Genomic DNA, 12,325 nt, shown 5'->3' with positions numbered 1-12,325 from the left:
TGCTAAAAACTAGGTAATAGAAGACTTTTAGCGAAGTTTACAAATCAGCTCTTACAGTTTGAGGTTTTTTTTCTTAAGTCTAAATACTTACTCAAGTTTGACCATCTTTGCATACTACATTTTGTCGCACAGAATGTGGGCTAAAACTAAGTAAGGAGGTAAAGATTGTTCCGAAAAATCTGATTTTAATCTTAAAAGTAGGGGAATAAGGCAGCATTTTTCAATCTTTTTCCTGTGTTATTACCTCTATTCCACTCCCGACTCGTAACTCAAAAACTTAATCGTAGGCAAAAATACCAAATAGCTTCTATGAAATAGAGGGGAGATGGAAGCATTTTTCTACCTTTTTTCTATTTCTGAATTTCTTTACTTTTGAGGACTGAGTTCTGAGGAGGGCAGCCAAAAGCACATACCCCGTGCAAATATACCATAAGGGTTCTATAGAGGTCTTCCATAGTTACTAAAATTAAGGTACTATAGTAGTCTGTCTATAATTATCTATACAATAACTTTCATGGCTGTACCAAAGAAGAGAACTTCCAAGTCTAAGACAAATATGCGAAAAGCTCAGTGGAAGCGTAAAGCAAGACTGGAGGCACAGAAGGCGCTATCTTTAGGGAAATCAGTTCTTACTCAACGTTCCCACAGTTTTGTATATCCAAGTGCTGAGGAAGAAGAGGAAGAAAATTAATCTATCAGAGAATTGGGAAAAATAATGTCCAATTCTCAAAATATTTTAACCATTAGACTAATTTATCCTAGCAACTGGCAAAATGAACATCGCATCACCAAAAGAATAAAAGCGATATTTTTTGGCAATCGCCTCCTGGTATAAGCTAAAAAGGCGTTTTCTCCCAATCATTGCACTTACAAGCATCAGCAGACTGGAGCGTGGTAGGTGAAAATTAGTGATTAGACCTTCTACTATTTGCCACTTGTAGCCTGGATAAATAAATATATTGGTATAACCAGAAAATGGTGAGATAGAAAGCTGTTCATTACTATTGTTCTGATTAGCTAGCGCTGCTCCCTCAAGAGCTCTAACTACTGTTGTTCCTACTGCAATTATACGTCCACCTTGGGATTTTGTTTGATTAATTTTGTCTACAACTGATGGTGAAACCTCTATCCATTCGTAGTGCATATCATGCTTCGTGATGTCTTCAGTCTCAACTGGCCGAAATGTACCAAGACCAACGTGTAGTGTGATGAAAGCTAGTCTAATATTTTTTTGTTCTAGTTTCTCTAGTAATTCATCAGTAAAATGTAAACCAGCAGTAGGTGCAGCTACTGCACCTAAAATAGTACCATATACAGTTTGATATTGTTCTGTGAGAGCCTGTGAATCTGTCACATAAGGCGGAAATGGCACATGACCAAATTGGTCTAATAAATTGATTAACGAAATTCCTTGAGGTAAGTTAAACTGTAAAAATCGCCCACCAGTTTCTCTATCTGTTGATAATACTGTTGCCTGTAACTTATAATTACAGTTAGATGAATTAGGTATAAATTCAATTGTTGTACCATTGCTAAAACGTTTACCAGGCTTGACTAAAGCCAGCCAACAATCATTTTCCACTGGTTTGAGCAACAATATTTCTACCCGAGCACCAGTAGTTTTGTGGCCATAAAGCCTCCCAGGAATAACGCGAGTATTATTTAAAACTAGTAAGTCTCCTGATTCGAGTAAATCTGGTAAATCTCTAAAAATACAATTATGATGTGTAAGTGAATCTACAACCATTAAATGAGAACTATCCCTGGGGACAATGGGGTTTTGAGCAATTAGCTCTTGGGGCAGTTCATAGTCATAAGCATCAATAGACCAATCTACCTCAGTCATATTAGTGATATATAACTCGTAATTGGGTAAAATCCCCCAGATAAATTAGGGTAGTTTTCCCCTAGTGATATGCTACACATTAAGAGAAAATATAGAGTATATAAGTACAGAATTAATTTTCAGAGTGTAGAGCAGATGTATCTGTAGTGAAAAATAACAGATTGATCGTCTAGTTCAAAACTCTAGACATTCTAGAACATAAACCTAAATTATTAACTAGGAAGCGGCAATATCCGCCCCGCTCCCTACAACCGTTTTTCATTACCTTTAATTTTTCCTCTGTAGTAGCAAAAGATTTAGAGGTTAAACCGAGGGAAAAGCAGTAGTTTTCAGCGGTAATAGTTAGATTGAGATGGAATACCTTTACTTTATAGCAAATACTAGCCTCTGCCTGAGAGTAGTTGAATACCTATGCATTACTCATCAACTACCGCTTCAATTTATGACTGTGATTCATCAAATTGATGGTTGGGTAGTAAAAATCAAAATGAGTCACTACTTAACTCCTCAACAACATGGGGATTTTAGGGCTTTTATGAATGAATTAGGAATACCTTATCAGCCTGATATCCGTATCAGAATGGCATTGTGGAGTCTAGAAACTGGACAATCACCTTTAAGTGTGATGAGACGGTATCAGGTAGCAATAGTATCTCATGGCCAGCCTAATCAGGAGGAAATAGAATCATTCCGTACCCAATTTGTCAAGGGTTTAGGGTATTGTCCCGAAACTTTAGGTTGAGCTATAGTTTTACTCTTACTTTAATTTGTACCTGTACTTGTACTTGTACATTAATCATATTAGTACCGGTACAACAAGAGTAAGACACACTTAATTTATTCTTTATAATTTAACTTACTTTTCTAATTTGCACAGCATTCTACAGTTGAGAGCCTTTTGGTCATAAGGAATAGAAGTAATTTGCATTAAAATTGGTTTCTCATTCCAGCCTACAAAAATATCAAAGGAAGAAGAAAGCTAGGCGGTTTTAACCCTTGGATGAAAAATGAGTCACGGAATTGATTCTGTAGTCTGATAGTCCTTTTTTTAAATTAAAGTTTAGCCTATGGATGTTCCAGACTTTTGCTTAGTGCTTCTGGTGGCATAGGCAAATTATTGAATACCTCGCATTGCTGAAAAGAGGGATGAATTTTGGAAGTAGGGAAAATATATAATGATTGTATGATCTATGTTCTATCTGGATATGGAGCAAACAGAGATTTAGTACCTATAACCCTACTGACTACTAAAAATCATACTGTTATTCAACAACGCCTAATACCTGATTAACTCTAAACGAGTTTAATCCAGGTCAGAGGCAGATATAAAGGCAGAAGGGATATAATTTTGTAAGACAAGTTGATAACCTGCTAATTCTAAAGAATGTCCCACCTTAATAGTTAACTTAGATAGTTGATCCTGTAATGATAGAAATTTTGATTGAGGATAATCTTTTTGAGTATAATTACACTTGACTAAAGCTACATCGAATCTACAAGAACAATCTGCTAATTCTGGGCGATCGCTTAAAAATATTTCTGCAGTTTGCCATAATTTTGCTTGTTTTGCTTCTGTAACTGCTAGTAAACCATTTTTATCCCAGTTACCCCGACTACGAGTTTTGACCTCCACAAATATCAGAATTGGAAATTTTTGAGCTTGGTGATCTTCCAAAGGAGAAGTTTTTAGGGCAATAATATCTAACTCTCCCCAGCGACATTGCCACCGTCGATGGAGTATTTGCCAACCTTCTTGAGTTAACCATTTTGCCACTAAATCTTCTCCCAAGAGACCTCTGTCAATTTTTGAGGAAGAAGCAGATTGCCTAGTTGACATCCTCCCGACGCTGCTCTACGAGACAGGGCGGGATTCCCCCTTCATCGTTGATAGGGGCTTTCTGTTTCATAGCACCCGCCTTCCGGGATTTACTCCCTTCAGGTCTTACAGTCGCTCCACAGATTGAAACTGCGAGTCCCGCAGCCTTCTTGGTGGGTGTTCCCTTGCGTCTATCGCCGACGCGGGTTCCCATCCGCAAAATATTTATACTTGCCTTAACATCGCGGTCATGGTGAGTGCCACACTCAAGACAATCCCACTCCCTGATATTTAGAGGCAATTTCTCAACCACATGACCACAATTAGAGCAGCGTTTGGAACTGGGAAAATATCTGTCAATCTTGATTAACTTTCGGCCATACCAATCAGCTTTGTACTCTAATTGCCTGACTAATTCTCCCCAGTTAGCATCACTATCCCCCCCTCTTGCTCCTCTCCTGGGAGGGGATAGGAGTGGGTTGTGGTTCTTGACCATGTTTTTAACTGCCAAATCCTCAACCACTATGGTTTGATTTTCACGAATCAGTTGTAGGGGAGCCGTCAGATTGGCGACGTATGTTAGCTTATGAGTATAGTCAAGCCTTGAATCTTTTATTTTTCCGTGTATTCTAGCTACTTTTAATTTGGCCTTTTGATAGTTACTTGAGCCTTTACTCTTACGCGAGAGTGACTTTTGAGCTAACCTCAGTTTTTTGTGTAACTTGTTAAGATTCTTTGGGTTAGTTACTTTTTCCCCATTACTTGTAGTTAAGAGACTGGTGATTCCTAAGTCAATACCTAAGAGTTTTTTGACTGGCTTGAGTTTTAAATATGTGGTGTCATTAATTCTCAAAGAGACAGACCATCTACCACTAGAGTCCAGTTTGACTGTTATTGTAGTAGGTACACTATCATTAGGTAGTTGCCTAGTCCACCTAATAGGTAATGGTTCTACACATTTGGCTAGATATACTTGACCATCTTTCCACTTAAATGCTGACTTTGTGAATTCAGCACTACCACCATTTCGTTTTTTCTTAAAGTGTAGGATATTTAGCACCTCCACTAAAAAAGTTAGTGTTTGGGTAGAATTCCGTAGGAAAAGCAGTCTGTAGATGTCTCAAACCTTGTTGTAACGGTACACCGTTAACTTCTGTTAGAAAATCTAAATCTTCCTGTTTTTTCCAACAAGTAACCATAGCTGAAGTTTGTTTGTAGCTCAGTCGTTGTTCCAGTTTATACCAAGCTTTAGTTCTAGCAGCTAAAGCTTTGTTGTAAACCAAGCGTACACAACCGAAAGTTCTCCGCAACAAGTTTTCCTGTTCTGGAGTCGGGTAAAACCTAAATTTATACGCTTTTTCAACCATCTACTGTTAGCCAATTAATTTTCAAAGTCTAACATATTATGTCTGAGATATCAATATTGATTGGTTTTCGCGAAGGAAGCTCCCACAGGCCGGAGAGCGCGGATATCCAACCAACGTTGTGATCAAGAAAAGCTCATTTTGGTTTATTCTTCTTATTATGGTTATGGACTGCCTGGAGTAAATTAGACAGAAGTAGTATGAATTTTAGACAACAAAAAATTTCCCAAATTTTAGTCAGCTTCGTCTTTTCACTAATAGTATATCTCATTACTATTGGGGCAATAACTGCCTTAATATTTACTAACCCGACACTCACTCTAGCTGATGAGTATAACAAGCAAATATTAGTGGGTGTTGATTTTTCTGGTCGAGACTTAACTAATGATTCATTTACTAAATCTATTCTGCGTAAAAGTGACTTCAGTAATTCAAATTTAAGTGGTGTTAGTTTGTTTGGCGCTCATTTAGAAGGAGCTAATTTAGAAGGAGCTAATTTGAGTTATTCTACTTTGGATAATGCAATTTTTAACAAAGCAAATTTGACTAATGCTATTTTAGAGGGTGCTTTTGCTTTTCATACTCAATTCCGTGGTGCAATTATTGATGGAGCAGATTTTACAGATGCTTTTTTACGAGCAGATACTCAAAAGGAGCTATGTAAAATAGCGCAAGGTACGAATCCTATTACAGGTAATAACACAAGAGATACCCTCTTTTGTGATTAATTTTATTGGCTTGATTTGAAGTAATCAGGCAGAGGGAATGAGCAGAAGTAAAAGTGAAGTACATTTATTTCAATCTTCCCTTTTTTATTTGCAATATATGGGAGTAAATCCTATTTTTGATTGGTATTTTATTAGATAGATAACCACACAATAATTCAATAGTTTTAGTAAAAAAGATTAGATAGGGTGTGTGACAGTATGCTTACCATTTATGGAATTACGGTCTGTTTTACACTTGACCATGTGCTGGAGGAGAGTGCGTTATTTCACACGCTTCGTACCCTATGTTTTTGATATTTATCTGACAAACACTGTATAAGTTACACCGTTAATCTCATCAATTAATGCTTTAGTATAGCCCTAGGAATATGAGAAAATTTATTGATTTTTAGACCTATTATTCCTTGTTATTTCTTGTATCTTGTATAGCAGAAGTAAGAAGGAATAATTTTGTGTTATCTGAGTTTTATAGCCATCGAAGCCAAGATTAGGACATTTCTAAATTATCTAACTCAATTATAGATTATTTTTGATTTTTGTCTTGCCCATAGCGCTATAAGACTATCAAATTATTTAATATTAATTAAACTTATACTTAATTAATTAACATATTTATAATTTAAACTAATTTTGACAAAAAAAGTTGAAATGAGCTATCGAAAGCCAAATTTTAGCGAAAAATCGCAATTTTGCGCCTGTATGAGCAACCTTTTCATAAAGGCTACAAGTCTTGATATGCAATAAATACAGAGTTTTTGCTTCTCTGCCAATTTTGATGTATATTGATAACAAATGATTCGCTCTGCGTAGGTGCTTATTAAAATGAATTATGTTTTTATTCATTATTCATAGTATAGCAGTCGAAGCAAAGGGCACGGACGTTAAGCGAAGCGAACAGCATCATCAACTCTCCATAGGAAAATCTTTTATTGTTCCTTTTGACTTTCTGACTCAGTTTTTAATGGGAAACCATTGACATCCTCCCGAAATTGCGCTTACGCTACAACGTGGGATTTCTTAACATCAATAACTTTTTGTCTTAAGTCGTAGCTATAAGGAGTAGGCATAATCTTTCCTAGATAATTTTTCTCTATTAGACATCTCCAGAAAAGAGAGAATAAGGAATAGGGAGAAGTAATTGATAACTTACGGATAAGAATTGATTTTATTTTTTTTTGGAGAAGTCTATGATGTCCGCGCTCTTTGCTTTGACTGCTATAAGCTTTTAATATGTCCGTGCATTTCCTTCAATTGCTATAAAATCAAAACATTATTTTGTGCAGCTTCACATCAAATTGGTATCAGGAATTTTGGCGTTGGTGAATCAAGCGATGAAACCTAAATTTAGCGAAATATAAAATGCTTTTCAGTTAATATTTAGACAATTGCCATTAAAGCACAATCATAGCCACGTATTACCAACGCTTGATTTTTTTAGTTAGCTAATTCGCCTAAAGGTACTTGTATTAAATCATAGATAGTGGTGCTTCTTAATCTCTCCAGTTCCTGAATCCACTCTGATTCAGAATAGAATTTTTCTTGATACTTTTTAGCCAATTCAAAGTCTGTCGATAAATCAGTTTTTTGCCACATACTTAAAACGGTGCTACGACGTTTTCTACACATAATTAATTCGATAGTTGCTATTGTAGAACGGATTTCTAAAGGCGCTCTAAGAAGATTTTTCTTTGCCTTTTCATCTAAATGAAAAAGATGCTCTACTTCTGATATTTTATCTGGAGCATCTAAACAACTATCTTGCAATTTTGAAATTAAATCATCTGAGTCAGTAATTTGATATTCAGACATATTTTCTACATCAATAATTTGTTTCCACAAAAATCGATTGTGAGACAAACTAAACTGTAAATCTCTAGCCTCCATTGCATCTTTCACATCTTGACGATATTTCGGACAATGTAAATAAATACGCAGTAATAAATATTCTGCTTCTTCTAATAAACTACGCTCTCGAGGTGGAGATAAAACTTTTTGTGAAGTATTATTTTTCCCTTTAGTAGAATTTCTACTATTTTGTCGATAATATTTTAACTGTTTTGCTACTAGCAATGGTACTGATAACAACTCATCCTCGCCTAAGAGCTTTTTCCAATGAGTAACAACTTGGTTCAACAAATTTTCAGTAAGTAATGAAACTCTACGAGAATCTCCTTGACTCAAAATATCTGCACAATATTGAAGATAATAAGTAAGCTGATTATCGTTAGTTATTTTCGTTAAAATTTTAATTATTTGTTTAGTTGCTTGACCATACTCATCAGCCAAACTAAAATTTTTATTTGCTGCAATATTTTGAATTTGCCAGTCAATCCATAGTGGAGAATTAACTAATAATTCCTGATACATTTCAGAAGAATAATTTTGCAAATATTCATCAGCATCTTTCCCATCAGGAATATTCAATATTCGTAGTTGAACTTCCCCTTTATAAGCAAGATTTTCTATTTCTACAATTGCCCGGTCAGTAGCTTGAATACCTGCTCGGTCAGCATCAAAATTTAAGATAATTTGTTTAGACTCTGTATAACGTAAAAGTTGTTTAATTTGAATAGAACTTAATGCCGTACCTAGAGAAGCAACAACATTATTAATTCCCGCAGCATGGAGAGCAATTGCATCAAAATATCCTTCCACAACCACAGCTTTATCCAGTTTTGAAATAGCAGTTTTTGCCTTATCCAAACAAAATAAAGTTTTACCCTTATCAAATAATTCAGTTTCAGGAGAATTCAAATATTTAGGTTGTTCATCACTCAAAGTTCTCCCACCAAAACCAATAACTCTACCTTGCGCATCATTAATAGGAATCATCAAGCGATCGCGAAATCTATCGTAATAACTATTACCTGATTTTCTAGGTAAAATTAATCCTGCTTTCTCCACTAACTCTACAGGAAAACCTTTTTGTTCCACCAAATAACCATAAATAGTTTCCCAACCATTAGGAGCATAACCCAGTTGAAATTTTTGAATAGTTTCTTCTGTAATTTGACGTGAAAATTTTAAGTACTCTAAAGCAATTTTTCCCTGTGATTGTCTCAAAGCGTGTTGATAAAAACTATTAGCCATTGCCAAGATTTCATAAAGTTGTTCCCGCAGAGAAATTTGACGTTGAAACTCTTGTCTATTTTCTGGTGATTCCGTTTTAATTTGTATTTGATAACGTCTGGCTAAATCTAACACTACATCACTAAAAGAAGACTTACCAACTTCCATCAGAAATTTCAAAGCATTACCACCTGCACCACAGCCAAAACAGTAGTACATTTGTTTGCTGGTACTAACAGTAAAGCTAGGAGTTTTTTCTTCATGGAAAGGGCATAATCCTACATAATCTTTACCTCGCTTTTTTAAGACAATATGCTCTGAGATAACATCATAAATGTCAGCTCTTTCCTTCACTTCTGTAATAGTATCTTGATGAAAACGAAAATTATTCATAAATTCATTAAATAATTGATTGTCAATGATTTTGAGGATTTTTTATCTGTAACCTGTTTGGCATTTACACTCTGATAATGCCATTGCCTTTTCTATTCTTAAAATACTCTTCTATGAAGTCATAAAATTCTCATCCATAATTCTGATTTTATCTAGTTGAAAGATATATAGCCATCCTAGATAGAAGATAAATATTAGCTACAGAGCAAGATAAGTAACTCTCTGTATTTAGATAACTAAAATTTGTTCAAAACCTATTATATGACAACTATAGTATTTCCATTTTAGACGTAAACATAGATGATGATTTTTGACTACAAAAAATTTTATCTATCAATCATCTTCCCCTATCCTTTGTTCTCTCTTAAATGTAAATTCTATATATCTTTCATATATATCTCAGTTCTATTCTGCCTAGCAAAAATTTACAACTTAAATAGAACTACTGGAAAGAAGACCTTTTGCAAAAGTCAATATTAAATCTTTTTTCCTTTCGTCCTTTCATCTTCTATTGCTCCTGATCCCTGTCACTTATGTGGCGAAGTCTACAGTTGAGAAAAAGAGACAAATTGTTTTACCATATAAATCTATCCAATATCATCTGGAAATCAGCCACGGCTCTCAGTCCAATTATTCTTGTGGACAAGTGGTAGAAAATATATCTGAATATTTTGGATGATTAAAATCAGTTCAATTTTGATTTGAATTTACATTTGCAACAATTATTGACAGTTGTTAATAATTGTAAGTATTCAGAATAAAAAATATAAATATTAAATTAAAAAAAATTGGTTTCAAGCTAGATCAAAAAATATCTAGCAATTTACGAGGAAATGGGTAAACAGTGTTCAAACGCATAAGGCAGGATTTAAAAAACGACCTAATTGCAGGCTTACTGGTAGTCATACCATTAGCTACAACAATTTGGTTGACCATAACTATTGCTCGGTGGGTAATAGATTTTTTGACAAAGATACCCAAGCAAATCAACCCCTTCGATGGTTTACACCCAGCTTTAGTAGGCCTACTAAATTTCTTAGTAGGACTAGCAGTACCATTGCTAAGTATTCTAGTGATTGGGTTAATGGCTAGAAACATTGCTGGAAGATGGTTATTAGATGTAGGCGAGCGAATACTACAAGCTATTCCATTTGCAGGGTCAGTCTACGGCACTCTCAAACAAATCTTAGAAACTCTACTCAAGGATTCTAACGAAAAATTTCGCCGTGTGGTACTTGTAGAATATCCACGTCAGGGAGTTTGGACTATAGCTTTTGTCACTGGTACGATTAGTAGTCAAATTAAATCTCATCTAGGAGACTCAATGCTAAGTCTTTTCATTCCAACGACTCCTAACCCTACATCTGGTTGGTATGCCATAGTGCCAGAAAAAGATGTGCTTAACGTTTCAATGTCAGTGGAAGATGCGTTTAAAGTTCTCATATCAGGTGGAATAGTAACTCCAAATCAATCAGTACGTCCAGAAAAAAATTCAAATGATCAACTCAAACCTCTACTTTTAGATAGAGAAGACTATCAAAAATTTTCCACTGAAGAGGATTGAACGAGTTATATTGAAAAAGGCAGAAAGCAGAAGCGGTGCGACCCCGCGTCGGCGTCAGACGCAAGGGAATGCTGACCAAGATAGGGAATGGGCACCAATAGAGGCAAAAGGTAGAAGGTTTAATTGCATGGGGATAGTCAATGACTGGCCACTCTGTGTCTGATAACCCCGAACAATTTTCAGTACCCCTGTTGACGATGGGATATTAAACCTGCCACTTAAAAGATAAAAGATGATCAAAAATTATGAACAAAGCTCCTCGCTCCACAGCTCGTGAACTAGCTCTGCTTGGTCTAAGTCAATTACCAACAAATTCAGGCAGTCTAGAAAAAAAGCAACTTCAAGAAGTCATACTAGCAGCAGTTAGGACTCTCAGAGCTGAAGTCCAAGATATTTTAGAAACTGCTGCGGCAGAATTACAGAGAGGGAGCGATCGCCTCCTTAATAGTCAAATTAGTGCTAGTGATGTTCAAAGTGCAAGTTCGATGGTCCACGAAGCAGTGGAGTTAGGCCAAACAGCAATTAATCGTATTGGCACTGCTGTGGAGTTACCAGAACTAATTCAACTAACTAATCAATTAGAAGTTCGCAAGTACGCTTTAGAAATTTTGACAAAGGTGAATGACAATAAAGAAGAAATTGATAATTTATTGAGAGAATCAATAGTAGATTGGCAAATAGAACGTTTGCCTAGAATAGATATAGATATTCTCAGAATTGCAGTGACAGAAATGATGTTTATTGGCATTCAAGAACAAGTGGCAATTAATGAAGCTGTAAAATTAGCCAAGCGTTACAGTAGTGAAGATGGATATAGATTTATTAATGGGGTATTGCGAAGAGTGCTACATAAAATTAATTTAGCTTGAAGAGTTATAAGTCTAAAGTAAAAATCAAAATTAAGGTCTTTGTTGTGATAGGAATTATACAAAAAAACCAAAACCGGGACGAGATGAAAAACGCCCTCTAGGCATCCCAACGATGTACGACAGAACGTTACAAGCACTGGTAAAGTTAGGTATGGAACCAGAGTGGGAGGCACGCTTTGAACCTAACAGCTATGGTTTTAGACCAGGAAGGTCAACCCATGATGCCATAGAAGCCATCTTTAACAGCATCAGGAGCAAACCAAAATTTATCTTAGATACTGATATATCCAAATGTTTTGACCGAATTAATCATGATGCATTGTGAGGAAAAATTGGAAAATCTCCATACAGACGATTAATCAAACAATGGTTAAGGTCTGGAGTATTTGACAATAATCAATTCCCTATTCCCTAAAAGTGAGGTGCAGTTTAATACTAATCTCTATTCCCTATTGCCTAAACTCATAAAACTTTGTACCTCATCATTCCAAAAGTCCAGTTAACTGAAATGCATTGACCTAATTCCTATCTGACAAAAAAATTAACTGGATCTAGGGCGTGTCATCAATTAAAGAGGTTGACATTAAAAGTATAGTATGCTTATGAAGAATAACTACAGGAATAATATGCTAAGGACTGCTCTAAATGACTAGACGTTATGGTTTGCGTGACGACC

Annotated in this window: 9 protein-coding genes and 2 pseudogenes; 7 read left to right on the top strand and 4 right to left on the bottom strand. The window is 35.6% G+C overall.

Annotation, left to right across the window (positions count from 1 at the left end):
* Window positions 1–514: 514 nt before the first annotated feature.
* The gene (gene rpmF / locus F6K27_RS30130; RefSeq protein ID WP_124146740.1) at window positions 515–691 is read left to right on the top strand and encodes a 50S ribosomal protein L32; all 177 of its coding nucleotides are present in this window, start codon (window positions 515–517) and stop codon (window positions 689–691) included.
* A 57-nt stretch (window positions 692–748) separates the two neighbouring features.
* Here rpmF and queA read toward each other — a convergent pair whose 3' ends face one another.
* Window positions 749–1,846: a tRNA preQ1(34) S-adenosylmethionine ribosyltransferase-isomerase QueA gene (gene queA / locus F6K27_RS30125; protein ID WP_124146739.1), complete on the bottom strand. Its 1,098-nt coding sequence runs from the start codon at window positions 1,844–1,846 to the stop codon at window positions 749–751.
* Window positions 1,847–2,198: 352 nt separating this feature from the next.
* On the opposite strand from queA, the gene F6K27_RS30120 reads away from it, so the two are divergent.
* On the top strand, window positions 2,199–2,588 hold the full coding sequence (locus F6K27_RS30120; protein ID WP_124146738.1) for a hypothetical protein: 390 nt from the start codon (window positions 2,199–2,201) through the stop codon (window positions 2,586–2,588).
* A 561-nt stretch (window positions 2,589–3,149) separates the two neighbouring features.
* Here the strand turns inward: F6K27_RS30120 and F6K27_RS30115 are convergent.
* Both F6K27_RS30115 and F6K27_RS30110 read right to left on the bottom strand, forming a co-directional pair.
* Window positions 3,150–3,683, bottom strand: a complete 534-nt coding sequence (locus F6K27_RS30115; protein ID WP_287279594.1) for a YraN family protein — start codon at window positions 3,681–3,683, stop codon at window positions 3,150–3,152.
* Window positions 3,673–5,029: pseudogene (locus tag F6K27_RS30110) on the bottom strand (RNA-guided endonuclease InsQ/TnpB family protein). The gene F6K27_RS30115 and the pseudogene F6K27_RS30110 overlap by 11 nt, the downstream one beginning before the upstream one ends.
* A 197-nt stretch (window positions 5,030–5,226) precedes the next feature.
* Between F6K27_RS30110 and F6K27_RS30105 the strand changes: the two are divergent.
* Both F6K27_RS30105 and F6K27_RS30100 read left to right on the top strand, forming a co-directional pair.
* Window positions 5,227–5,754 (top strand): pentapeptide repeat-containing protein, encoded by a 528-nt coding sequence (locus F6K27_RS30105; RefSeq protein ID WP_287279593.1) that lies wholly within the window; start codon window positions 5,227–5,229, stop codon window positions 5,752–5,754.
* An 829-nt stretch (window positions 5,755–6,583) separates the two neighbouring features.
* The gene (locus F6K27_RS30100) at window positions 6,584–6,730 is read left to right on the top strand and encodes a hypothetical protein (protein WP_287279592.1); all 147 of its coding nucleotides are present in this window, start codon (window positions 6,584–6,586) and stop codon (window positions 6,728–6,730) included.
* A 458-nt stretch (window positions 6,731–7,188) separates the two neighbouring features.
* On the opposite strand, the gene dnaG is transcribed toward F6K27_RS30100, so the two are convergent.
* A complete protein-coding gene (dnaG, locus tag F6K27_RS30095; RefSeq protein WP_287279591.1) occupies window positions 7,189–9,216 on the bottom strand; it encodes a DNA primase in 2,028 nt (675 codons plus the stop codon).
* A gap of 844 nt (window positions 9,217–10,060) precedes the next feature.
* Between dnaG and F6K27_RS30090 the strand changes: the two genes are divergently transcribed.
* The 3 genes and pseudogenes from F6K27_RS30090 to F6K27_RS30080 all read left to right on the top strand — a co-directional run.
* Window positions 10,061–10,780 carry a DUF502 domain-containing protein gene (locus F6K27_RS30090; protein ID WP_124146734.1) on the top strand — a complete coding sequence of 240 codons (720 nt, stop codon included), beginning with the start codon at window positions 10,061–10,063 and terminating at the stop codon, window positions 10,778–10,780.
* Window positions 10,781–11,025: 245 nt separating this feature from the next.
* The gene (nusB, locus tag F6K27_RS30085) at window positions 11,026–11,649 is read left to right on the top strand and encodes a transcription antitermination factor NusB (RefSeq protein WP_124146733.1); all 624 of its coding nucleotides are present in this window, start codon (window positions 11,026–11,028) and stop codon (window positions 11,647–11,649) included.
* Between the two features lie 67 nt (window positions 11,650–11,716).
* Window positions 11,717–12,052, top strand: a pseudogene (locus F6K27_RS30080) (reverse transcriptase domain-containing protein); the annotation flags it as partial.
* Window positions 12,053–12,325: the final 273 nt, after the last annotated feature.

It is taken from the genome of Okeania sp. SIO2F5, from assembly GCF_010692685.1.
Classification (GTDB): Bacteria; Cyanobacteriota; Cyanobacteriia; order Cyanobacteriales; family Microcoleaceae; genus Okeania; species Okeania hirsuta.
The sequence above is the reverse complement of the archived record's forward strand: the minus strand, read 5'-3'. Positions and strand labels throughout refer to the sequence as shown.

Coding starts and splice junctions, on each gene's coding strand:
- rpmF (WP_124146740.1), top strand. CDS start 515: ATGGCTGTACCAAAGAAGAGAACTTCCAAGTCTAAGACAAATATGCGA.
- queA (WP_124146739.1), bottom strand. CDS start 1,846: ATGACTGAGGTAGATTGGTCTATTGATGCTTATGACTATGAACTGCCC.
- F6K27_RS30120 (WP_124146738.1), top strand. CDS start 2,199: ATGGAATACCTTTACTTTATAGCAAATACTAGCCTCTGCCTGAGAGTA.
- F6K27_RS30115 (WP_287279594.1), bottom strand. CDS start 3,683: ATGTCAACTAGGCAATCTGCTTCTTCCTCAAAAATTGACAGAGGTCTC.
- F6K27_RS30105 (WP_287279593.1), top strand. CDS start 5,227: ATGAATTTTAGACAACAAAAAATTTCCCAAATTTTAGTCAGCTTCGTC.
- F6K27_RS30100 (WP_287279592.1), top strand. CDS start 6,584: ATGTTTTTATTCATTATTCATAGTATAGCAGTCGAAGCAAAGGGCACG.
- dnaG (WP_287279591.1), bottom strand. CDS start 9,216: ATGAATAATTTTCGTTTTCATCAAGATACTATTACAGAAGTGAAGGAA.
- nusB (WP_124146733.1), top strand. CDS start 11,026: ATGAACAAAGCTCCTCGCTCCACAGCTCGTGAACTAGCTCTGCTTGGT.